16 protein-coding genes are annotated in these 23,706 nt (G+C 44.9%); 11 read left to right on the forward strand and 5 right to left on the reverse strand.

The annotated features are described in order from the left end of the window. The first annotated feature begins 484 nt into the window (after window positions 1–484). Window positions 485–3,694: a sensor histidine kinase gene (locus KOE27_RS27425; protein ID WP_215242046.1), complete on the forward strand. Its 3,210-nt coding sequence runs from the start codon at window positions 485–487 to the stop codon at window positions 3,692–3,694. Window positions 3,695–3,780: 86 nt separating this feature from the next. On the opposite strand, the gene KOE27_RS27430 is transcribed toward KOE27_RS27425, so the two are convergent. Further along, window positions 3,781–4,413, reverse strand: a complete 633-nt coding sequence (locus tag KOE27_RS27430) for a response regulator (RefSeq protein WP_215242047.1) — start codon at window positions 4,411–4,413, stop codon at window positions 3,781–3,783. Window positions 4,414–4,895: 482 nt separating this feature from the next. On the opposite strand from KOE27_RS27430, the gene KOE27_RS27435 reads away from it, so the two are divergent. The 3 genes from KOE27_RS27435 (at window position 4,896) to KOE27_RS27445 (ending at window position 8,389) form a co-directional block, all read left to right on the forward strand. Beyond that, a complete protein-coding gene (locus KOE27_RS27435; RefSeq protein WP_215242048.1) occupies window positions 4,896–6,671 on the forward strand; it encodes a tetratricopeptide repeat protein in 1,776 nt (591 codons plus the stop codon). Window positions 6,672–7,016: 345 nt separating this feature from the next. After that, complete coding sequence (locus KOE27_RS27440) at window positions 7,017–7,460, forward strand: globin domain-containing protein (protein ID WP_215242049.1); 444 nt, start codon at window positions 7,017–7,019, stop codon at window positions 7,458–7,460. Window positions 7,461–7,546: 86 nt separating this feature from the next. Then, window positions 7,547–8,389, forward strand: coding sequence for a hypothetical protein (locus tag KOE27_RS27445; RefSeq protein ID WP_215242050.1), 843 nt, complete (start codon window positions 7,547–7,549; stop codon window positions 8,387–8,389). Between the two features lie 25 nt (window positions 8,390–8,414). Here the strand turns inward: KOE27_RS27445 and KOE27_RS27450 are convergent, their stop codons facing one another. Next, on the reverse strand, window positions 8,415–10,127 hold the full coding sequence (locus KOE27_RS27450; RefSeq protein ID WP_215242051.1) for a GMC oxidoreductase: 1,713 nt from the start codon (window positions 10,125–10,127) through the stop codon (window positions 8,415–8,417). 269 nt (window positions 10,128–10,396) lie between these two features. On the opposite strand from KOE27_RS27450, the gene KOE27_RS27455 reads away from it, so the two are divergent. The 4 genes from KOE27_RS27455 to KOE27_RS27470 all read left to right on the forward strand — a co-directional run bounded on the left by KOE27_RS27455 (window position 10,397) and on the right by KOE27_RS27470 (window position 13,711). Next, the gene (locus KOE27_RS27455) at window positions 10,397–11,164 is read left to right on the forward strand and encodes an NYN domain-containing protein (protein ID WP_215242052.1); all 768 of its coding nucleotides are present in this window, start codon (window positions 10,397–10,399) and stop codon (window positions 11,162–11,164) included. Between the two features lie 103 nt (window positions 11,165–11,267). Beyond that, window positions 11,268–12,050, forward strand: coding sequence for a 3-keto-disaccharide hydrolase (locus KOE27_RS27460; RefSeq protein ID WP_215242053.1), 783 nt, complete (start codon window positions 11,268–11,270; stop codon window positions 12,048–12,050). 387 nt (window positions 12,051–12,437) lie between these two features. Further along, window positions 12,438–12,890 (forward strand): acyl-CoA thioesterase, encoded by a 453-nt coding sequence (locus tag KOE27_RS27465; RefSeq protein WP_215242054.1) that lies wholly within the window; start codon window positions 12,438–12,440, stop codon window positions 12,888–12,890. Window positions 12,891–12,946: 56 nt separating this feature from the next. Beyond that, window positions 12,947–13,711 (forward strand): SDR family NAD(P)-dependent oxidoreductase, encoded by a 765-nt coding sequence (locus KOE27_RS27470; RefSeq protein WP_215242055.1) that lies wholly within the window; start codon window positions 12,947–12,949, stop codon window positions 13,709–13,711. A 39-nt stretch (window positions 13,712–13,750) separates the two neighbouring features. Here KOE27_RS27470 and KOE27_RS27475 read toward each other — a convergent pair whose 3' ends face one another. Further along, complete coding sequence (locus tag KOE27_RS27475; RefSeq protein ID WP_215242056.1) at window positions 13,751–15,028, reverse strand: PQQ-dependent sugar dehydrogenase; 1,278 nt, start codon at window positions 15,026–15,028, stop codon at window positions 13,751–13,753. 251 nt (window positions 15,029–15,279) lie between these two features. Between KOE27_RS27475 and KOE27_RS27480 the strand changes: the two genes are divergently transcribed. The 3 genes from KOE27_RS27480 (at window position 15,280) to KOE27_RS27490 (ending at window position 19,874) form a co-directional block, all read left to right on the forward strand. Next, on the forward strand, window positions 15,280–15,606 hold the full coding sequence (locus KOE27_RS27480) for a hypothetical protein (RefSeq protein ID WP_215242057.1): 327 nt from the start codon (window positions 15,280–15,282) through the stop codon (window positions 15,604–15,606). A gap of 224 nt (window positions 15,607–15,830) precedes the next feature. Next, entirely contained in the window at window positions 15,831–18,464 is a 2,634-nt protein-coding gene (locus KOE27_RS27485) for a glycoside hydrolase family 2 protein (RefSeq protein ID WP_215242058.1), read from the forward strand. A gap of 231 nt (window positions 18,465–18,695) precedes the next feature. Then, window positions 18,696–19,874, forward strand: a complete 1,179-nt coding sequence (locus KOE27_RS27490) for an AGE family epimerase/isomerase (protein ID WP_215242059.1) — start codon at window positions 18,696–18,698, stop codon at window positions 19,872–19,874. A gap of 76 nt (window positions 19,875–19,950) precedes the next feature. On the opposite strand, the gene KOE27_RS27495 is transcribed toward KOE27_RS27490, so the two are convergent. Beyond that, a complete protein-coding gene (locus KOE27_RS27495) occupies window positions 19,951–22,125 on the reverse strand; it encodes a c-type cytochrome domain-containing protein (RefSeq protein WP_215242060.1) in 2,175 nt (724 codons plus the stop codon). A 66-nt stretch (window positions 22,126–22,191) separates the two neighbouring features. Further along, entirely contained in the window at window positions 22,192–23,643 is a 1,452-nt protein-coding gene (locus KOE27_RS27500; RefSeq protein WP_215242061.1) for a DUF1501 domain-containing protein, read from the reverse strand. Between the last annotated feature and the right edge of the window lie 63 nt (window positions 23,644–23,706).

The raw sequence follows: 23,706 nt of genomic DNA on the forward strand, positions 1-23,706 counted from the left end.
TTTATAAGTAATCCGGTGGGGTTTCTGCAATAAATTTTAAAATAATTAGTACACAGATAAAAGTTTTTTACTTTATTTATCCATAGGTAACTATATATATTAAAATTTGTGCGCAATAGTCATCTCCAGGCAGTAAAAAATAGAATTTTAAAAATTTTATCGTTTCAACTCTATTTCAGGCATGTGCTAACCATTATTTATAAAATGGTCCATTTAAGATACAACTGTGACCATGGCCGGTCTATTAAGATATATTTAAAAAATTCCAATGATTTATGTCATACTATTGTAATAATAGATGGCATGAAATATATGCAGCGGTTAGCATGGTAGGCTAACCTGTAAGTGGGTATGATATTCTTTTAAGGTCTCAACTTTTTAATTACAAAATCAATTCATGAACACTACTACCAAGCTTTTTTTAACAACAAGTCCGATGCTTGATCATTAACTTTTATTTACTACCACACTTATTCACGTTATTATGAAAACGCTTTATGTAATTTTCTTCCTGGCCGGAATTTTAAGTTCCGGTTACGCGCAAACGGGTATCGAATACGATCGTTCCAAATTTAACCTTACCCAGTATACGGACGAAAACGGACTACCTCAAAACACCATTAAAAGTATTGCCGCTGACGAAAATGGCTTTATATGGCTCTCTACTGAAAACGGGCTGGTAAGGTTTGACGGACAACAATTTTACATTTTTGACAAATCCAATCTTCCGCTGACTACCAACAGTTTCTTTTCTCTGAAGCCCCGAATCGACATAAACCAGGCATATACCCGATTCTCCATAAAAAAATCGGATTCAACGGAAAGAAGGTATCCTAAAATTCCCTTGGTCGCCGGAATCGATGATAACGTGGCATATATGATAGAAGCCGGACGTATTGTTAGGCATCCCACATACACCCAAATGATTAAAAAACTACCATACATGGAGGCTGGAAAAGACTCCACATATATAGCCGCCAGCCTTTCATTTGAAAACAAATCGGTACGCCCTCCAAAGCACTACATCATCATGGTCCCTGGTGAAAAAGGATCCTTTTACGTATGCCATCCGGATAAAATTGAATTTTACGCTTTGTGGAAGAAAAAATTTGAGGTAACCATGAATCGTAAAAAACTGACAGACTTTTTTACGATCGGAAACCAGCTCTTTTATTTGGAGAACGAGGGAAAAATTACCCGCGTAGGCCAGCACATTGTCTCCACGACCGTTTTAGAGGGCGATATCCTACTACATCCTGGATACAGGGACAAAAAAAACGATATGCAGCTTATCTGGAATAGTGCGAGTGACCAAGCGTTTATCTACCTGGACAAAAATCTGTATGCAGTCAGAGTTATTAGCACCGGAAGAATATACACAACCATGGAAATCAACGATTTAGATTTCATATCAAACGGTATCGCTTACGTATATTATGATGAATTTAACCAGCGCTTTTTCCTGGCCAGCATTACCAAAGGTTTGCTGATACTAACAAAACGGCCGTTTCAGACAGTCAGATCCGAACTGGGTATTACGGAGAATATTTTTTATGCTCAAACGCCATTTGGTCCAGACGCGGTACTCAGTCCTCTTGGCGTGGTTGCCGGCCTTACCACTCCATCCGACCGCCCCAAGTTACCGGCATTCGCCAAAAATATGGACTGGGACCGATACAGTATCCTGACGGACAAAAGGGGACAGATATGGACTAAGGAATTAACACGTGTACTGTGCTTTAACGGCAACGGGACCGAAAAAATGGCAGTATGGGATATAGGCGACCAAGTCAGCCAGTTGTATGAAGGACCGGATGGGATCATCTGGATCGGCACCCAAAACCGTGGGCTCTATAGTATTGCCAAGGCCGGAGCAGCCCCAAAGCAAAGATTCAACCTTGACAAAGGAGCTGGTGTATCCTATATCATGCAGGAATCCAAAAATGTGTTATGGGTGGGAACGAATAAGGGCTTGTACCGTCTGTATACTGCAACAGGCAAAAAGGAGCCCATCAAGGGTACTGAAGGGATGTATATCAGGAGTATTTATATCCACCCCGGCAAACAGGCACAGGTATGGTTTTCGACCTATGAAAATGGGTTTCATTTATATCAAGGTGAAAAACTCACCTCCTTTCCCCTGGACCAGAACAAATATTTGGCCGCAACCCACTGCATTGTGCTGGATAAGAAGGGTTTTTTCTGGATGCCTACCAATCATGGGCTCTTCCAGATCTCTCATCAGGACCTATTGAACTATGCTCGTAAACCCTTCGACCTTTACTATCAGTTTTATGATAAAAGTTATGGTTTTGGAACCAATGAATTCAACGGAGGATGCCAGCCCTGTGCTTTGAGGCTGGCAAACGGATACCTCTCACTACCTTCGCTTGACGGTCTGGTGTGGTTCAATCCCGAAAAAATAAATCCAGATACGCCTGGCAGAACCATCATAGCAGATCGGTACGGGGAAAAAGGCGAAGTTAGGACTTTCTCATCGGATACACTGACACTTCCCCTTGACCCTGAACAGGTGGTGATTTATTTTGCTACGCCCTATTTTGGCCATAAAGCCAATCTGCAGGCTTCTTATTCATTGGTTGAAAACGGCAATGAACGACTTACGCAGAGCTGGCTTCCGGTGATCGGCGGCAGCAAGAGTATCCAGCTTGGTAATATTAAATCGGGCACTTACCTGCTTACCATCCGGTTAGCCAATGGTTTTGGCACCAGCAATTACACCTATAAAAAAATAAGGATCATTGTTCCGCCACACTGGTACCAAACAGTATGGTTCAGAGTTTTTTGCGTATTCATTATTTTAATGGCAATCTTCATTTACTTCAGGCTTCGTGTCCGCTATTTGAAAAAAATGAATCAGAAACTGGAATTGGCCATCACCACAAGGACCGGCGAACTTCAGCATACGCTGAACGCTCTGAGAGAATCGGAAAATGAGCTTTCCAGACAAATGCATATCCAGTCGCGACTGGTGGCCTCCATTTCACATGATGTAAAAACACCGCTCAAATTTGTACGTTCCGCATCCAGAAGAATGTCTAATATCATCCAGCAAAAGGATTTCGAGTATGCCTCCGAAATTAACGCAACCATAGAAAACACCATTAGCGGCATGTACGACCTGATGGTGAACCTGACAGGCTTTATTAAAACACAGGTATACGGCGGTACTGTAAAACTGGAACCGGTTAACCTGTATAACCTGGTGGCATTAAAGATAAACCTTTTCAGTACCGTCATCCAGGAACATAATAATATAATTCTCAATGAAGTACCCAAAACACTCTCAACTGAATCACACGCTCATTTGCTTTCTATTGTTTTACATAACCTGCTCGACAATGCGAATAAATACTGCCGGAACGGGCAGATAAGAATTTATTCCTATTTTGAGAAAAGTATGCTTCGGCTGATTATTTCCGACTCCGGACCCGGAATGCCTGCCCCCCTTACCCAGTGGCTTAATACGCCTCCTGCATTTGATCATATTGATAACCTGAAGAATCTGTCGGGCCAGTTTGGAGGCCTAGGACTTATTATTGTAAAGGAAATCTCCTCGTTACTTCACATAAAAATACTGGTTGAAGTCAACAATGGAACCAAAATCCACTTGATATTCGAAAACTTCCCCACAGATAACCTGCCGGAGAACAATGCATTTCATCTTAATTAATAAGAGGCAGGCTCAATATCAAAATAACAGAGCCGGCAGCGAAATACTGCCGGCTCTGTTATTTACCCTCAGTTACGAGACCAAAGCTATTGTGTATATTGTTGCTTTTTCTTGAAGAGATCGATCACGTTTGTCACGTTCATTTTCTGAAATATTCGTAATTTGTGCGTGCTGATCGTAGTTACTTTCAGTTCCAGTTCCTCGGCAATTTCTTTTGTCCATTTTCCTTCCAGCAACATTTCCATTATTTGAATCTCTCGTTTTGTAAGCGATTCCATCGGGTTGCTTCCCAAGGGTGTATTGTCTGAAAAATTGGTAATTACAACTTCCCAAAATTCGTTGCTGAAATATTTCTTTTTAGCCAGAACGGTTTCTATAGCCGTAAGCATTTCTTTTTCTTCCGAACTTTTAGAAATGAATCCGTTGGCTCCCGCCTTGATATAGGAAACGGCATGTGTCTTTTCATCCCGGCCGGTGTAAACCAGAATAGGAAGGGTATTATGTTTCATGCGCAATCCCCTAATCATACCTGCATTTCCACCACCCGGAATATTGATATCCATGATTGCCAGAGATAATTTCTTACGCGCAACAATTTCAACAGCCTGTGCAAATGTTGCAGCCTTGTGAACGATTGTCTCCGGTATATTATCATGGATCAGCATTTCAATTCCCATACTGACAATGGGATGATCTTCAACAATAAGAATTTCTTTCATGAGGGTGTCCGCTACTGGTGTTTGTATATTTATTTATAGTTAAAATTAAAATTATTCAAATTAAATAATGTAACTACTTTAACACTTACTTAAAACTATTAACACATGATTTAAAATCTTTACGGACTGGATTCTGCCTTTCAATTCACCCCAAGCATATTAATTTGAATCTGGTAACAGGTGATGATCTCAACAAAAGTAATTTCGTTATTCAATAATTTTGTAGTTATTCTATTTAAAAAAAATAGAAATCTTTCTAATACTAAAATGAACAGGAAAGCGCGGGAGAGGCGGGTTACTTTTGCCATGTGCAAAGTCCCGGCCGGATTTCAAAAGTAGTCCGCGCATACGGGATTGTATACTCCTACTCTGTGAGAACTACGTTAACTAAATAGTGTCCCGTTCTTTTTTACAGTATGCGGCTTTGCCTTATAATTTCTTCTATATTTGGCGGAACCTAAATCTAATGGCGGATTCGTCTCATGAAAATCAGTATTTCTCTTTTGTTTCTGCTTTTTACAGCACCCGTTTTCGCGCAATCTTCTAAAATCGATAGTCTGGAAAATCTTCTGCGGAAATCTTCGGAAGACACCTCCCGGGTGAACCTCCTGGTGGACCTGGCCATGGAGTACTGGGCATCTGCACCAGAAAACACCATCCATTACTCTGAAAAGGCATTACAGTTAGCACAGAAACTAAATTACCTCCGGGGCCAGGCGAGAAGTTACCAGGGAATTGCGGTTTATCACTGGCAAAAATCGGATTACATTTCTTCCATTGCCACTTATAAAAAGGGTAAAAAGACATACGAACAAATCGGAGATAAGGCAGGGATAGCCAAAATCCTGTCAGGAATGGGGCTCGTATATGGTGAACAGGGCAACTATACCGAAGCGCTGGACCATTATCTCCAGGCCGTTGCCATTTTCCGTGAACTGGGGTATCAGAGCGGAATCGCTGGCACGCTGAACAGCATCGGAAACGTGCATAAAAACCAGAAGAATTTCGAAGAAGCACTGGCTTCCTACACGCAGGCTATGGCGATATGGACCAAAACCGGAGACCAAAAATCGATGGCGGGCTACTACATCAATGCAGGTTCTATTTACTGCAAACAGAAAAAATACCCCGAGGCAATAGCCAGCGCTAACAAGGCGGTCGGGATATTTGAAAAATTAAAAGATTCCAACGGTCAGATTATCTGCCATAATAACCTGGGCGAAACCTATTTCCAGCAAAAAGACTACACCCATGCCCTGGCTGAGTACCAGAAAGCACTGGAAATCAATGAGCAGTATCAAAGTAAAAAGCTGATGATAAGCTCCTATAATGGTCGCGGGAACGTACTGGCTGCTTTGAACCGGTTCTCGGAGTCTGTGGACAGTTACAAAAAAGCAGCAGATCTTGCAGTGGGGATGGGATTACGCCCACAGTTGCAACGGTCATACGAGGGATTGGCTACCGTGTATGGTTCCAACAAAGATTATAGCAACGCTTTTCACTACCAAAAACTTGCTGCCACGTTAAAGGATTCGATTTTCAATGCCGAAAACGCAAATAAAATCGCCAATCTGAGGGTCCATTACGAAACGGAACAAAAGGAAATCGAGATAAAACTTTTAGAAAAAGAAAAAGACCTTGGTTATGCAACGCGTAATACGGTGGCCCTAGGCCTGGCCGCCGGACTTATCCTTGTTGTTCTTGCCTTCAACAGACAGCGCCTGAAAGTACAGAAAGAAAATGAACTACATCAGATACAAAAAGTACTGGCTGAGACTGAGCTGCGCAATCAGAAGGAGAGAGAACTGCAATTGCAAACCGAACTCGAATTCCGCAATAAGGCGCTTACGACACATACACTGAATCTGATCCAGAAAAACAGTATCCTCGAAGAGATCAGACAAACGGTTTCGCTGGCACTTAAAAGCGGACAAAAAGATGAAAATACGCCCATGTTTAGCAGACTCATCAATCTGATCGATTACAGTTTCAACCTGGATAAGGATTGGGATGAATTTAAAATGTACTTTGAAGGAGTTCACAAAGATTTTTTTTCTAAGCTTAAAACTGCGTATCCCGAATTAAGTGCTGGGGAACTCAGGCTCTGTGCGCTGGTCAGACTCAACCTTAACCTGAAGGAAGCGGCCACGCTGTTAAACATTTCCCCCGACAGCGTTAAAACCGCCCGCCACCGGCTACGCAAAAAGCTTAACCTTCCCGAAGAAAGTAACTTAGCCGATTACCTGATGTCCATTTAAAAGACGGATCATCGGGATCACTTATCCATAAAATCGCATGGAAACCAGCCCATTTTCACCGGGATACCCTGTGAAAATGGGCTGTATTTTGGCGCCCGCGAAAGTAAACGACCCCAGGCGACCATTTGAATAAACACTGTTTTCTGCCCGTTAAGGCACTTTTCAAGCCCATTCGTAAGCTTGTATACCTTTTGTATACCTGCTTTTCGGAGGCGTCCACTTCTTGTATACCCCTACTAATAGGAACAGCCTTCTGCCGGGCTTAGGTTTGCATTATCCAGTCAAAACAGCACAACCGGTGCCGTTGCCGGACAACATTATTCTGACCATCATTATAAAACACCCATGACGTACCGTGATATTCTAATCATCAAAAATTCGTGGAGCCATATTCTGAGGCATCCCGAAAATGCCGGAGCTCTATTTTATAGCAAACTTTTTGCCCTGGATCCCGGTCTCAGGCCCTTGTTCAAGAACGACCAGGAAAAGCAGGAGAAAAAAATAATGGATATGCTCACCTTTCTGGTGGCACATCTGCAAAACGTGCCCAGCATTCAGCATGAAATAGATGCTCTGGCCCGGCGCCATGCACACTATGGTACGCTCCCGGGACAATATCAAACAGTGGGTACTGCCCTGCTTTGGATGTTGGAACACAGCCCTGGTGAATTATGGAATGACGAAACAAAAGAAGCCTGGAGCAGCTTGTACGCGGTCTGGTCCCGCTCTATGATGAAGGTATCCAACGGAGTAGCTGATGAGCAGTCCACAAAAGCAAACAAAGATTAAACAACCCAACCGGAGGAAACCCTGCCTCGGTAAACGATCCACATACAATACTCAACTGATAGCAGAAGACTTTACATGACCATATCATGGCCGAAATTTTAAGATTTTTAAAACTTTTTGTTTTTAACTCGATTGGAAAAGAGCAGAATACGGCAACTTCCGGGCTTCTGGAGATAGACCGCCACCTTGAACAAAAGAGCTATTGGAACTGGCTGATAAGCGGTGGCAGCAGAAAAATATCAACCGCCTATTTTGTAGTAAAACATAATCGCAAAAACATTGTACTACCCGAAGAAAACAGCCCCGTCCCGTATTTCTGGCAGGCGTTGTTTCTCAAAGATACGCCAAAACCAACCGTGCTTGCAGCTTCGAAAAATATGTACCTCATAACCGATGAAGGCGAAACGGCTGCGGTGAAAAAAGTGAACCGCCGTGGGGATAACTTCAATACCTATCAGTGGCTTGATGGCGAAAACGGGCAGCCTATGCAAAAAAAGGAAATACATACGATGGAGGAAAGCCGTTCCATACGGACCATCGCGGGGGGCAGCTATCTGCTCATCGGTACAAATGTGATATTGAATGTTCAGACGCTCGACCTCTATCATTTCGACGTCAGCAGTCCGCAGAGCCCCCATCAACTCACCGGGTACCAGATTTTTGATTCACGTGCGGTGGGTTTGTCACCCGGTAAATCGCAAATACTTTTCACGGGTTACCGCAGAAACACCAAAACCCAGGCCTCGGAATATGCTTTAATCGCTATCGACTTTTGTGAAAATTCTGCTTATACAGTTCCGTTTGACCGGAAAGATACCAACTTCTTTTCGGTATGGGACGCAACTTATAAATGGGTCGACACCTATTTCGAATGGTCTAGAGATACCTCTGGAAAGGAAATTTTAATATTAAAAAATGCCATACCTTAAAAATCATCTCTCGCTGCTTCGCTTCTTACAAATGCCCCTTCCTCATTTCACCAACGGCATGATCTACGGCTCTGGCCGTGAGCGCCATGTAGGTAAGCGAAGGATTTTGGGTGGCCGTAGAGGTCATGCAGGCCCCATCCGTTACGAATACATTGGCACAGGCATGCAACTGATTCCATTTGTTGAGAAGCGACGTTTTGGGGTCTTTTCCCATTCTCACGCCCCCCATCTCATGGTTTTCGCTGCCAGGGTTTCGCCGGGTATCAGACGTTTTGATGTTAGTAAATCCCGACTTATCCAGCATTTCACTCAATTGTTCGTAGAAATCCTGTACCATTTTCATATCATTATCGTCAAATTCCACTGACATCCTTAGTTGCGGAATGCCCCAGGCATCGGTCAATGAGGTATCCAGCCTCACCGAATTACTTTCCTTGGGTAACGTTTCCCCCATCATTTGAGCGCCCATGGTCCAGCCTTCTTCACTAGGTTTGAACAGATTTTCCTTCAGTATCTGCCCAATCCCCTCCTGCGGACTTCCCATTTTTGAGGCCGAAAAAGAGGCCGCATAACCACGTAAAAAGTCAGTTTCCTGTTTGAAAACGTTCCGGAACCGAGGAATATAGGACCCATTCGGTCTGCGCCCGTCAGTGGTATATGCATGGAAACCATCGTAATCTGCGCTCACCCTTCCCCGGTAATTATGAAACCCGATGAATTTTCCCATCAGCCCGTTGTCATTTCCCAAGCCGCTGGGGAACCGGCCTGACTTTGAATTCAACAGAATCAGATTGGAATTAATGGCAGACGCATTCAGAAAAATGATCCTGGCATAGTATTCCGTCATTTCCTTCGTCAGCGCATCTACTACCCTCACACCTGTGGCCTTTTTTCTTTTTTCATCATAAATAATGGAATGTACCACGGAATGGGGCCGTAGGGTAAGTTTTCCGGTTTTCTCCGCCCAGGGTAAGGTGGAGGAATTAGTACTGAAATATCCTCCGAAAGGACATCCACGCTGGCACATCACCCTGTGCTGACATTTGGCCCGTCCCTGCTCCAGATGAACGGGCTGCGGTTCGGTGATATGTGCCGCTCGTCCGATAATGATCGGACGTGTATGGTTGTAGTGTTTTGCTACCTGTTCGCTAAAATGCTTCTCAACACAACTCATTTCATGCGGCGGCAGAAACTCTCCGTCCGGAAGCTGAGGAAGCCCATCTTTATTACCGGAAATACCTGCGAATTTTTCTACATAACTATACCAGGGAGCAATGTCCTTATACCGGATGGGCCAGTCTACCGCAAATCCGTCACGCATGGGTCCTTCAAAATCAAAGTCAGACCAACGCTGCGTCTGCCTGGCCCATAACAGCGACCGCCCTCCTACCTGATATCCCCGCATCCAGTCAAAAGGCTTATCCTGAACATAAGGGTGCTCGGCATCCTTTACCACAAAATGCATGGCATCCTCCTTGAAAATATAATGTTTGCTGGCGATCGGGTTCTGCTGCCGCATAGCCAGGGAAGGTTGTCCCAGATGCTCAAACTCCCAAGGCTGCATGTGGGTGGTAGGATAATCCACAATATGCTTTACGTCACGGCCGCGCTCCAGCACAAGGGTCCTCATCCCCTTTTCCGTCAACTCCTTTGCAGCCCAGCCCCCACTGATTCCTGTACCGACGACGATCGCATCAAAAGTATTTTGTTTTGACGAATCAATATTAAAATAAGACATTTTCTACATTTATGATTTGGCAATCCGGTAATATCCTGAATGACTTTCTATTTACAAAGACGATAATTTGATGAGATACTCCCGGATACACGGAATTTAGAACAAAAAAATTTGAAAATCACGATCACCCGGGCGCTTGCTTCGGTATCGGAAAATTCTGGCGGGTACAGGTCTGAAACATCCATCCCGAAACATACTTTTTAATCCACTTATAATTAACGACCTTGCCTGCTGCTTCAACATTCGACTTAAAATAACGAATCCTGATCATGGAGGTAAATAAAGAATTAAGGCTTGCAGTACTGATCGATGCAGATAACGTACCCTATGCAAACATAAAAGGGATGCTGGAAGAAATTGCCAAATACGGCACGCCAACCTTTAAGCGGATATACGGCGACTGGACCAAGCCCACCCTTTCGGGATGGAAAACCGTTTTGCTGGAAAATGCCATAACGCCCATTCAACAGTATAGTTATACCTCTGGCAAAAATTCATCGGATTCGGCGCTGATCATTGATGCGATGGATATTCTGTACACAGGAAGGGTCGACGGCTTTTGTATTGTTTCCAGTGACAGCGACTTTACACGGCTCGCCACCAGGCTAAGGGAAGCCGGTATGCTGGTCTTCGGGATCGGGGAGCGAAAAACGCCGTCACCTTTTATCGCTTCATGTAACAAATTCATCTACATCGAAATACTTAAAAAGGAGCCCAAACCGGAAGTTCCTGCCAAAAAAACGGCTAAAAACAAACCTTTGAAGGAGGAGGCACCAGCCGCCCCGGTGGTCGCTAAAATTGATGAACGCCTTGTTAAATTGATATCTGACAGTATCAATGACATAGCAGAAGAAGACGGCTGGATTTTCCTGGGCGTTTTAGGAAGTATGATCCTTAAAAAACAGCCTGATTTTGACTCCCGCAATTATGGTTATAAAAAATTGCTGGACCTTATCCGCCATATTCCGGAGATAAGTATCGAAGAACGCATGAGCGCCAAGGGTAACATGCCACACTTTTATGTAAAAACGAAATAGTCAGCAGAACAGTAACTCACAATACCTGCTGACTTATTAAGATGCGGACTTACCGGATAAGCCGGAAACAAAATTTTTATACTGAAATAGTAATCATTATCTGATGAATCGACTCGTAAGAAATCTCAACAACGTTGTCTTAGGCTTTGGTATCTCTTTACTGGCCCTTCCGGCTCTACATGCCCAGGTGGGTGTAGGTACTGCTCCGATCAAGGGCGCCGTAGTATATATGGACGGAAGCCGCAAAATGCTGGATGAAAAATGGACTTACTGGGAAGGCCCTCGCCTAAAGGCTACGCTTCCCATCAAATGGACCGTCGTTCCCGATCCGGTGGACAAGGGAACCGTCATCAATTGCAACGACCCCGCTTCGGCCGGTGGGCTGTATGGCTCAGCGGATATCGTGACGAATAAACAATTCCGTGATTTTCGGGCACATGTTGAATTTCTGATTACCAAACCCGGGGGGAACAGTGGTGTCTACCTGCAAAACCGCTACGAGATCCAGGTATTGGATGGTGATACCACGTCGCATGGTATGGCCGCTGTGATCAACGAGTCCAGATCGCCATACTATGCCTACAACGGCATAGGAAAATGGAACTCCTATGACATTGTTTTCCGTGCAGCACGGTTCAAGGAAGGAAAGCTCGTGGAACAACCCATGGTTACCCTATATTTTAACGGCAAAAAAGTCCACAAAAACCACCAGATCAAGCAGGTATGGGGAGGCCGTTTCTCAGGAATGGACGGAGGAAATAACGGAGGGAAAGGCATAACGGACACTCCGGGGGGGCTTAAACTCCAGTCGGAGGGACATGACGTGCTGTACAGAAATATCTGGATCAAGGAATTGGACCTTAAAAAAGCGGATACCGATTTTTAATTTGCTGAATATTCTGAATGAAACCCGGGTGATGTGTCTGAAATGATGCTGAATTCGGGTTTTGCTTTAAATAAGCCTGGCAAAGTAAACTTATTCATAACAAGGGATGAGGCAGGTTGCTGCACCGGCGCATCCCAGCACCGGTTAGTCCGCGTCGGAGGTTCCGCCCTGATCATCTATAAATTGCTAAAAAAGGCAATTAAAACAATATCGATAGGCTTGTAGGAATAAATTGTAACCATAAGCAACAAATCTGATAATTGTTTCCTATTTTTATGATGGAAAACAGGAAAAAGGCTGCTATCTTGGACCATCCAAAGTGCTATTACCACACATTCGTAGATTTGTAATCAAACATTTGTACGCTCACTATAAAAATGATTTGAAATGTTAAACATTGATGAAGAAAAAGACAAATTTGTCTTTAACATGAAGCTCGACATCCGTTGGAGCGATATGAATCACATGCATCACGTGAATAATGCGGTGTATCTTACTTTCTTTGAACAGGGACGGATATATTACCTGCTGAAGGCATTCAGGTGGAACTGGAAAGAAAAAGGCATCATTCTCAGCAGTGCACATATCGAATACCTGAGGCCCATACTTTTCCCCGACCCCGCCCGCATTTTCGTCAGGACCTCAAAAATAAGCAGCAATACTTTTACCATTGATTACATGATCACCAGTATTGTACAAGACAAAGAGGAGATCAACACAACCGGCTGCACAACAATGGCATTGTTTGATTACAAAACGAGCTCCACCATGCCTATTTCAGAAGAATTCCTTGAACAAATTAAAACTTACGAGAGAGGGAGCTCTCAGGTATTGATCTAGTTGATATAAAGAACGTTGGCATTATTTTGGTTTCTTAAATGAAAACGATATATGTCATGCTAAAGAACAAATTCAACTTAAAAGGAAAAAACGCCCTTGTCACGGGATCCAGCCAGGGCATAGGGAAAGCTATTGCGCTGGCGCTGGCTGAGTACGGTGCCAGAATCATACTGCATTACAGGGGTGATAAGACAGACGCAGAAAAGGTAGCGCGGCAGATAAAAAAATATGGAAACGGTGTGAATATCCTGCAAGCCGACTTCTCCCGGCCCAAGGCAGTGGCAGGGTTATATAAAAAAGTAAGTGCTTTGGTAGATCACTTGGATATCCTGGTGATCAATGCGTCTCTACAGCTTCCTGTTGACTGGCTCGAAATTAGCGCTAAAGAGATTGATCTGCAGGTTACAACCAATTTCAGGGCCACTTTACAAATGATGCAGCGGTTTGCTCCTGCCATGATAGAGAAACAATGGGGACGAATAGTAACCATCGGAAGCGTTCAGCAGGAAAGGCCTCATCCGCTCATGGCTGTTTATGCCGCAACAAAATCCGCCTCGTTAAATCTGGTACAGAATATTGCATCCCAACTGGCAGGCAAGGGTGTGACGGTCAACAACCTTGCGCCCGGTGTCATCGACACGCCCCGCATTAAGGAAGAACTGCCACCAATAGATGAGAAACTGCTGAAGAAAATGGATATTCCGATGGACCGGACCGGCATGCCAGAAGAGTGCGCAACAGTCGCTTTGCTTTTATGTTCGGATGCCGGCAGTTATATCACCGGCCAGAACATATACGTTGACGGGGGAATGTCTTTATAAACAACGGAGGGCAAAAAGGATCTTCTGCCCTCCGTTGTTTTACTTCTTGTAAGTAATCTTGAATATGGTTCCGTTCAGGTCATCCGAAACATAAAGCGCCCCGTCAGGTCCCTGCGCCAAGCCGCAGGGACGGTGCTGAATAGGCCCGGTTGGCTTGACAAGGTCGGTTCCTGCAAAGTTGTCCGCAAAAATTTCCCACTTACCCGCCTTGCCATTCACAAAAGGAACAAAGGCTACCAAATAACCCTTCTTCAGCTCTGGCGACTGGCTGTGAAATGCGATGAAAGCTCCGTTTTTGTATTTAGCCGGAAACATGTTACCTGTGTAAAACATCAGTGCATTGGGCCCCAGATGCGCAGGAAATGCCGCTACGGGGTTGATAGCCTTCTCTCCGCCAGTCTTTTTCCCGTCACCGCCATATTCTGGTGCCAGAATTTTCTTGTTTTGAAAATGGTCATAATAGATATAGGGCCAGCCGGCATCGTCTCCTTGTTTCAACTTGTATAATGCCTCTGCCGGCAGCTCTGCACTTTGTTTTGGGGTATAATACTGAGGAAACATATCATCAAATTTTCCGCGCCCATGCGAAGTAGCATAGAGGGAATTGGTTTTATTATCCCAGTTAATTCCTACGGCATTTTTCACTCCCGTGGCATACCGTTGCCCATCCTTAAATGTCTGGTTCCGTTTCTCCGCGCTGAATTTCCAAATCCCCCCGGCCGAATCAAGTATAGTACATGGCGACATACCGGTACCTTTTCCCGCTTCGCGACAGTTGTCACTGTAAGAACCTACCGTTACATATAGGTTGGACTGATTATCCAGCGTCAGCGGTTTTGCGTTATCTCTCCCCTTGTCAACCAGCCCCGCCACGATTTCCTCAGGATTTTCAAGGTCGATGATTTCTTCTTTTTCATTCAACCTATATCTGAAAACTCCGGTATTGGAAGAGCTGTACAGGTAACCGTTTTTGATAGCTATCCCCGTTCCTGGGTAACCCGCAAACATTTTTTTCTCATCCAAAACACCATCTTTATCGGTGTCACGGAGCATATACATGCCGTGCCCATCTTTCAGCTTCGATAGTTTCACAAAAATATCCCCGCTTTTATTAACTGCTATGTGCCTGGTGGCGCCCAGGTCTGTGGCCAGAATGGTTGCGGTGAATCCTGCGGGAAGTTTTATTTCTTTGGCATCCACATTTTTACCCGGCCCGGCAACACCGTCCGTTTTGATGGAGGTGCCCGAAAACGCCAGGCCCGCCACTGCACTTGCCATAACTACGTATATGGCTGCTTTTGATAATGATCTCTGCATTATACTGATTAGAGTTTAACGATTAATTTTAACTGACCTTGCTTGATTGTATTACGTCAAAAGAAACAAAAAGGCACATTGTTACTCCATTTATACGGTCATTTATTTAAAAGAACCAATTGGAATGGTTTTTTAAATCATTCTCCGAAATCCTGATCATTGTCATAGTTTCGACTGTAAATGATTCCGAATTTGACCAAATGATACCGGATGAGCATGAATACTCCAATCACCATTTAAACCATAAAGTTATGAAACCAGGAGAAGACGACGACGATATATATGACGATGACCTGCCCGGAAATTATCCGGCTTCGGAAGATATTTTCAATCAGGGACTGATTGAAGAGGATATCGACCCCGAAAATACCGAAAGAATAAAATCCAGAAATCCCGACCCCGAAGCATGGAATGAGAAAAGTTTCCCCTATGACATGGTGGGCGATGATCTGGATATCCCCGGTGCGGAACTGGACGACGAGGACGAACTCATTGGCCGCGAGGATGAGGAAAATAACTATTACAGCCTCGGTGGCGACAATCATGAAGACCTGGAAGAGCACCAGGAAACAGAGTAAACTTGCTGATTTTATAAAAACCACACACCTGAACCGAGGCTCCCATCTGCGAAGCCTCGGTTTTTTTTGGCCCGCCAAAAATGGGTATCCGTCTTGTTTTAAAATAAATTTAATAATACTGTGAATATTCGTAAACATTTTAACTAATTACTAACTCGCCTTGTTTTCACCCTATTGCCTGGAATATATTTGCTCTAAAATCACTTCTATTCCAATTAATTTTCATGAAACTTCCCCTGTTTCCAATAACGCTCATTTTTCTATTCCTGAGTACCTTAGCAAAAGGACAAACCGGATATGAACTTAATACCGGCTGGTTGTGCAGCCCCATCGGGTCACAGAAAGCTGCCGGGCCAGCAATCAGTAATCCCACATTTCCATTAACAGGCTGGCAAAATGCAGTGGTACCCGGAACGGTGCTGACTACCATGTTGCACAATAAGCAAATTCCGGATCCTTTTTATGGCCTGAACAATGAGAAGATTCCTGATATTTTTAATACCGGCCGCGATTATTATACCTATTGGTTTGTAAAAGACTTTAAAGAAACTGCTCAATCGGGAGAGGAGGTCTGGTTACACTTACGAGGGGTTAATTACATTTCGGATGTATACCTGAATGGTAAGAAACTCAATAAGGAAACGCATTACGGGATGTTCCTCCGGCAAACGTATAACATCACTTCTTTACTGAAAACAAAAGGAGTTAACCGGCTAGCGGTCATCGTTTACCCTCCAGACCCCGTTGGTAACGCCAATGGAGGACAAGGCGGCGACGGAACAATTGCCCGGAATGTATCACACCAGTATGCTGCCGGCTGGGACTGGATACAGCCCGTGAGAGACCGTAATACCGGCATCTGGGACAAAGTAATTATCGAAAAAACAGGCAAAGTCAACATAAACAACCCGCACATTGTAACACGGGTACCGGGTAAGCGAAATCCGGAAGGGCCCCAGGAACCGGCCACCATCCGGGTTACCGCTGAACTGGAAAATCCGGGTACCACGTTGGTAAAAGGTACACTGCAATTTCTGATCGACGGACAAAAAATAACAAAAGAAGTCTCCTTAAAACCAAAAACAACGGAGGAAATCAGTCTGCCGGACATAACCCTGAAGAATCCAAAACTTTGGTGGCCCAACGGTTATGGAAAACAAGACCTGTATCCTGTGAGCCTGCAATTCGCCACCAGTGGCCAGATTTCGGATACCGAGAAAATGAAAATTGGTGTCAGAGAAATACAGGCCGATTGGAACGCAGTGACCCGCAGCAAACAAATTTCAGTCAACGGACAACGCGTTTTTATCAAAGGCGGGAACTGGATCATTTCTGATGCCATGCTCCGGTTTTCGGACCAGCGCTACAATGCGGAAGTACGTTTTCACCGGGACATGAACCTCAATCTGCTCAGGATCTGGGGCGGCGCACTTACCGAAAGACCCGAATTTTATGAAGCGTGTGATACTTACGGGATTCTGGTGATGCAGGACTTCTGGGGTTCAGGTGACTGCAACGGGCGCTGGCTTGACCCTATGAAAGCCGACGACCAGTGGACGCGCAGGAAATACCCTGATGATCACGCTCTTTTTCTACGTTCCGCTGCCGACCAGATCAAAATGATCCGCAACTTTCCATCACTGGCCATGTGGTGCGGAGGAAATGAGATTACCCTGCCAGAAGACATTATGCTTCCCCTGCGCGACTCCATTCTCCCAAAACTGGATGGTACCCGGTGGTTCGTTGATTATTCCAATTCGGACGATATGTCCTTCAATTTCCTGGGAGGTAACGGCGACGGGCCTTATGGTATTCAGCCACTTACAAAATTCTGGAATTACAGAACCTGGCCCTTCAATTCAGAAATCGGTTCGGTGGGTGTCGGTGATGTAGAATCTCTCGAACGTTTCCTTCCAAAGGAAAATCTGATCGCGCCTTCATATTCCTCCGAAACCCAAAGAGAAAAGGTAGATTCGGTCTGGGATTACCACAAATACATAGGCTACGGTAAATACATTGACCCCTACGGTAAGCCTAAAAACGTAAAGGATTTTGGCAGAAAAGCACAGCTGGCCAATTATGACCAGTACCGGGCGCTGATGGAAGGTTTCAGCTCCCACATGTGGGACTGGTATACTGGAGTGATTATTTGGAAAACGCAAAACCCCTGGACGGCCCTCAGAGGGCAGATGTATGATTATTACCTGGACCCCAATGCTTGTTTGTATGGTTTGCATTCGGGAAGTGAGCCATTGCATGTTATGTACAATCCGGCCGATTCTACAGTTGCCCTGATCAACAATACATTTAAACACGAATATGACCTGATGCTTGTGATGAAGACCATCGATATACAAGGAAATGAGAAAAGCCTTGGACAGGTATTTGTAGAAATTGGCCCATCCACTACACGGATGATCATGTCCATCCAGGAGCAAATCAGAGAAATTGCTAAAAAAGAGGGCGTTTTTCTTTCACTGAGGCTGCTCAATCTTAAAAAGGAGGTTGTGAGTGACAACCTTTACTGGCTGCCGGATTCACAAGGAGAATATTCGGGCCTTAAAAACATGAAGGAGGTGTCCGTCACAACAAAAATCAGGAAAATCGGAAAAGGGCAAATCGAAGTTACCTTGTCCAATCCGGCAGATAACCCGGTTGCATTCTTCAACCGACTTTCCGTTGTTGATTCACAATCCAAAAAGCGGATTCTCCCGGTTTTTTATTCCGATAACTACGTTTCCGTTTTACCAGGTGAAAACAAAAAAGTAATACTGGATTACCCGGAAGATCAAACCTCCGCCCCAATGCTTTCACTGGAAGGATGGAATGTACAGGAACAATTTTTTGATATCCAATAACTGAGCTGCTGAACAATTGGGTGTAAAACTGCTTTTATAGAGCGAGATACTTCATTTCAGGGTTCTGTAATACCTTTTAAATTTCTGATCAGGTGAATACTGTAAAATATTACGTACTTCTCCGACCTCAGTGTGCGAGGCTGGCCGGTTGGTCAGCCTCTTTTCATTTTAATACTCCCCTGCCAGTAACTTTACTCCGTCCTACACTTTTGTGATAAAATCCTGTATCACATGACTCCATTTACTGCTGAGGCATTCAAAAAGGAATTTAAGAGTATCCTGAGTTATTGGGAAAAATATAGCCCTGATACCCAGCAGGGAGGCTTTTACGGCCGGGTAACCTACGACAACAGGCCTGCTCCGGAGGCCGCACGTTCTGTCGTTTTAAATAGCCGGATACTGTGGACCTTCTCCCTGGCCCACCGGCTTTTAAAAGAACACAAGTACTTAACCCTGGCCGACAGAGCTTATCAGCAGATTGTGAAGTATTTTTTTGATCCGGAGTTTGGCGGTGTATACTGGTCGGTTAATCCGGACGGCACACCCGGTGATGCGCGTAAACAGATATATGGCAACGCTTTTGCACTCTACGGGCTCAGTGAGTATTATCGCATTACCAACTATCCGCCCGCGCTTCTCAAAGCAAAGGAGATTTATAGCCTGATCGAAAAGCACGCTTTTGATAAAATCAACGGAGGCTACCGCGAGGCGTTTGCCCGCAACTGGGCTGCAACGGATGATTATATTCTGAGCAAAAGCCCCTGGATAAAAAGTATGAATACACACTTGCATCTGGTGGAAGCCTATACCAACTTATACAGCGTATGGCCGGACAAAATGCTCAAAAAACAAACAGCAAATATGCTGACGGCCATTCAGACACATATCATTAATCCTGAAACCAGCCGCATGCAGCTTTTCTTTGACCAGGACTGGAAACCCAAAGACAATATTATCTCCTATGGCCATGATATCGAAGCCTCCTGGCTTCTATTTGAAACCGCAGAGATATTACATGATAAGAGTCTGATCGAAAAATCCAGACAGATTTCGATAAAAATGGCCGCCGCTGCTGCTACAGGGCTTGGCTCTGACGGAGCTCTCGCCTATGAATTCGATCCCAAAACACGCCATACCAACACCGAACGCAGCTGGTGGGTACTGGCGGAGCAAATGGTAGGTTTTTATAATGCCTATCAGCTGACAAAAGATTCCCGATATAAGGTTATGTCACAAAAAAGCTGGGCGTATATTAACGATAAGTTGATAGATACCAAAAACGGCGAGTGGTATGGCTCCGTAAAGGAGGACGGTACACAGGTAAAAGGCGACAAGATCAGCTTTTGGAAATGTCCCTACCATAACGCCCGTGCCTGCGCCGAGATGTGGCGTCGGATTGAAAAAGCATAATTTTTAAGTAAGCAGTAGGCAGTATAGAGTAGGCGGTTCAGCTAGGTACCGCCTACTCTATACTGCCCACCGCCAACTAATTAATAAACATCTCATCCACCAGTAAAAGTGCTTTTTTCCCCTTATTCCGGTGCCAATCCGGGATTGAGTTCAAAGGTTTCGCTACTATTTTCAACCAGGTAACCTGCTGTGGCTTAAAGTTACCCGCCGTCATTTTCAGTGATGGCCTATCTCCTTTTGAGGGCAGAGCCGCCTTAAATTTTGTTAACAATTTGAGCTGTGTGGGATCGTTCCCGCCCCAAACCTCAACTACATCAGGGGGGAAAATGCCGGTATCTTCCTCGATCATGTAATGCAGGCCTACAGATGAAATGGTTACCGGTTGTTTAAACCCGGATACCAGCACCATGTCATTGTCACGAACACCGGCCCAATTGTTTGCCCAGGCCGGGTTGTTCGCTCCAATTGCACCCAATTTTCCATCAAAAAATGTATGTGCCCCTTCCGCCTGGTGTACACGGTTCAGTGGAAGCAACAGCCTGACACTATCGGGGATGTAGGTATTTTTTAGAAAGTCAAAAATAATGGGTACACTGCCATACCACCCTTTCTTAAACGCACGGGCTGTTATCTGGGTGTTCTGATGAATATCCATGTGACTGAATACCGGAGCATTTAAGCTATCGGGGATGGTACCATCTGTGGTATACCTTATTTCCACACCTTTGATCGGATGCCGTAATTGTACGGAAATATTCTTGTTAAAAACCATGGATGGATTCTTCACCTGCGGCGGATTGAGCTGCAAAGGATTTTTGCCGTCATCTTTAAAACCTCCGATAAAGGTTATCTGCACATTGGCCTTTCTGAGTTTCTCAATGTCCTCAGTTGCAAGCCCGGTGTCCCACAGCGTAACGGTTTTCAAACCTTTTAACTGGTTAATCTGAGCAGAAAGATCCTGATAACTCACCTTTGTACCCGACAAAGTAAGGCTGTGCAGATGTTTCAAGGGAGCGAGTGCTTTTAAGCCGCCCGCAGTAATATCTGTAAAATTGAGATCCAGCCTGCGCAGGTTTTCAAACTTCGCTATGATGCTCAGATCGCTGTCTTTTACCGGCATCTTGTTGAGGTTCAAAGAGATAATCTGCTTCTTAATATCTTCAAGTTCCTCAAGCTGGCGGGAGGTGTATGCATTCCTGTTATAGATATTTACGGCGAGAGCAGGAGATTCCCGGGCAAGCGGTAATATGGTCCGGTAATCTGTATTGAGTTTGGCAACGGTTTCCTCATCGGCCGGCGAAAAATCGTACTCCTCCTGCTTCGTCGTTGCGGGTTTCAGATAACTCGTTGCCAGTACTCTCAATGAATCACCATTTGCAAGGTCTGTGACCTTGAGCTTAAAATCAGCGTTATTCCTTACCCATAGGGCAAGCAGCGATACCTCCTGAGCGGTAAGCTGGGTTTTTCCCGAGGGAGGCATATGTTCCTTCTCCTCCATCGGCAAATGGATCCTTTCCAGTAACAGGCTAATCTGCGGGTTTCCGGGAACGAATAATTTACCCGATTTCCCTCCTTTCAGTATGGACTGCATATCCGTCAGCATCAGTTCTCCTTTCAGCTTATCCTGATTATGACAGCTCACGCATTTCTGCTCAAAAATAGGCTTTATCACATGTTCGTAAACTTTGGCCTGCTCCACCGGAACGGCCGCCACAGCAGATTCCGATGCCAGTGGTTCTAATATAAAATTAGCGCCGTGCGTAAGTGCTGCACCGTAATGTCCCGTCACCACAAGACCGCCGATACACAGCAGCGAGACAGCCTGAGCAACCTTACCGCGATACCAGGCCTTGTTCCTAAACCAATATATGACAGACCCTAAGAAAAATATTCCGGCTCCGGTCCATTTATGCCACAAAAGAGTGGAGCCCGAATAACCATCTTCCCTGGATAAAAACAAACCCATGATGACAGTTATGCCTGCCAGGATAACACCGGATAGAAGCAGGTTCTGCAAAAATGCGAGATAGTAAGGATTACTTTCATTTTCCGGCCTAAACCTGAATAACCCCATCAGCATGGCTATAAAAAGCATGACGATCGGAAAATGGAGGATCAGCGGATGCAGACGGCCAACGGATTGTAACCAGGCCGGAAGCACCAGTTTATCTTCAAAGAAAAGTATGAAAGCAATAAAAATATTTAAAACAAATAATAACTGCTCCGCAAAAGTCCGGATTCTGTAATTCATCAAGCTCGAAAAAATTGAAAGATTAGGGTTTAGACCTGTTATGTTTTGTTTAATTCGGAATACCCGCTAACTGATAATACCCGGTACTACTTTCCCCGATATGTCCGTGAGCCGATACCTACGGCCCAGGTGTTTAAACGTCAGTTTCTCGTGATTCAGTCCTAACTGATGAAGTACCGTAGCCTGGAAATCATGTACATGAACAGGATCTTTGGCAATGTTATAACCAAGTTCATCCGTTTCACCATAAACGATCCCCGGTTTGATCCCGCCGCCGGCCATCCATATTGTAAAGCAGCGCGGATGATGGTCGCGGCCATAATTCTCGGGCGTTAACTTACCTTGCGTGTAACTGGTCCGCCCGAATTCACCGCCCCAGATCACCAAGGTTTCATCCAGCAATCCGCGTTGTTTAAGGTCTGTCACCAGCGCCGCCGATGCCTGATCCACATCCATAGCCTGTTTGGTGATTTCAAACGGAAGATTACCATGCTGGTCCCATCCCTGGTGGTAAAGCTGTACAAAACGGACCCCATTTTCCGACAGTTTTCTGGCAAGCAAGCAGTTTGCCGCATAGGTTCCGGGAACAAGGCAGTCGGGACCATATAGTTTAATAATATCGTCCGATTCTTTCGATAGGTCCATCACTTCCGGAACAGCCGTCTGCATGCGGTAAGCCATTTCATACTGCTTAACCTTAGTAGTAATTTCCGGATCACCAAACTCCTTGTATGATATTTCATTGAGTTCCGAAATCTGGTCCAGCATATCTCTCCGCTCTTTCCTGTCCATTCCTTCAGGATCGCGGAGGTATAGCACCGGATCTTCTCCTTTACTGAACTGTACTCCCTGATGCACTGAATCCAGAAAGCCATTGGACCACAGCTTGGAATAGACACCCTGCCCGTTACCCACACCACGGGAAAGCAATACGGTGAAATTTGGTAAATTTTTATTTTCATTGCCCAGCCCGTAGCTCAGCCACGAACCCATACTTGGTCTGTTACCCTGCTGTGAACCGGTCTGCAGAAAGGTAAGGGCGGGGTCGTGGTTGATTGCTTCGGTGTACATAGATCTTATGATACACAGATCATCCACTATTTTCGAAGTATAGGGCAGCAAGTCGCTCACCCATGCACGGGACTGGCCGTATTGCTGAAAGTTAGTGAACGAGCCAACGAGAGGAAAGGAAGCCTGGTTGGCTGTCATGCCTGTCAGACGCTGGGTTCCACGCACAGAAGGCGGAATCTCCTGACCGAACATCTCCCTCAATTTCGGTTTATAGTCAAACAATTCCTGTTGAGATGGTGCTCCGTTTTGAAAGAGATAGATAACCCTTTTTGCCTTTGGAGCAAAATGCGGAATACCTGGAGCCAGCGAATCATCTGCACCGCCGCTTTTAAAAAGGTCCGGCATCAAAAGAGAACCCAGGGCCACACTTCCCAACCCGAGACTCATTGACGACAAAAATCTTCGCCGGTTAAAATTAAATCCATGTTCCAGAATCTCCTTTTCCATAATCTTTATTTTTCGCCTACGGCCCAATTCTTAACTTTTAACTCTTAACTTCTAACAACTCCC

The organism is Dyadobacter sp. CECT 9275, assembly GCF_907164905.1.
GTDB classification, from domain to species: Bacteria; Bacteroidota; Bacteroidia; order Cytophagales; family Spirosomataceae; genus Dyadobacter; species Dyadobacter helix.

Coding starts and splice junctions, on each gene's coding strand:
- KOE27_RS27470 (WP_215242055.1), top strand. CDS start 12,947: ATGCTAAAGAACAAATTCAACTTAAAAGGAAAAAACGCCCTTGTCACG.
- KOE27_RS27455 (WP_215242052.1), top strand. CDS start 10,397: ATGGAGGTAAATAAAGAATTAAGGCTTGCAGTACTGATCGATGCAGAT.
- KOE27_RS27440 (WP_215242049.1), top strand. CDS start 7,017: ATGACGTACCGTGATATTCTAATCATCAAAAATTCGTGGAGCCATATT.
- KOE27_RS27480 (WP_215242057.1), top strand. CDS start 15,280: ATGAAACCAGGAGAAGACGACGACGATATATATGACGATGACCTGCCC.
- KOE27_RS27450 (WP_215242051.1), bottom strand. CDS start 10,127: ATGTCTTATTTTAATATTGATTCGTCAAAACAAAATACTTTTGATGCG.
- KOE27_RS27445 (WP_215242050.1), top strand. CDS start 7,547: ATGGCCGAAATTTTAAGATTTTTAAAACTTTTTGTTTTTAACTCGATT.
- KOE27_RS27465 (WP_215242054.1), top strand. CDS start 12,438: ATGTTAAACATTGATGAAGAAAAAGACAAATTTGTCTTTAACATGAAG.
- KOE27_RS27500 (WP_215242061.1), bottom strand. CDS start 23,643: ATGGAAAAGGAGATTCTGGAACATGGATTTAATTTTAACCGGCGAAGA.
- KOE27_RS27425 (WP_215242046.1), top strand. CDS start 485: ATGAAAACGCTTTATGTAATTTTCTTCCTGGCCGGAATTTTAAGTTCC.
- KOE27_RS27495 (WP_215242060.1), bottom strand. CDS start 22,125: ATGAATTACAGAATCCGGACTTTTGCGGAGCAGTTATTATTTGTTTTA.
- KOE27_RS27490 (WP_215242059.1), top strand. CDS start 18,696: ATGACTCCATTTACTGCTGAGGCATTCAAAAAGGAATTTAAGAGTATC.
- KOE27_RS27485 (WP_215242058.1), top strand. CDS start 15,831: ATGAAACTTCCCCTGTTTCCAATAACGCTCATTTTTCTATTCCTGAGT.
- KOE27_RS27475 (WP_215242056.1), bottom strand. CDS start 15,028: ATGCAGAGATCATTATCAAAAGCAGCCATATACGTAGTTATGGCAAGT.
- KOE27_RS27460 (WP_215242053.1), top strand. CDS start 11,268: ATGAATCGACTCGTAAGAAATCTCAACAACGTTGTCTTAGGCTTTGGT.
- KOE27_RS27435 (WP_215242048.1), top strand. CDS start 4,896: ATGAAAATCAGTATTTCTCTTTTGTTTCTGCTTTTTACAGCACCCGTT.
- KOE27_RS27430 (WP_215242047.1), bottom strand. CDS start 4,413: ATGAAAGAAATTCTTATTGTTGAAGATCATCCCATTGTCAGTATGGGA.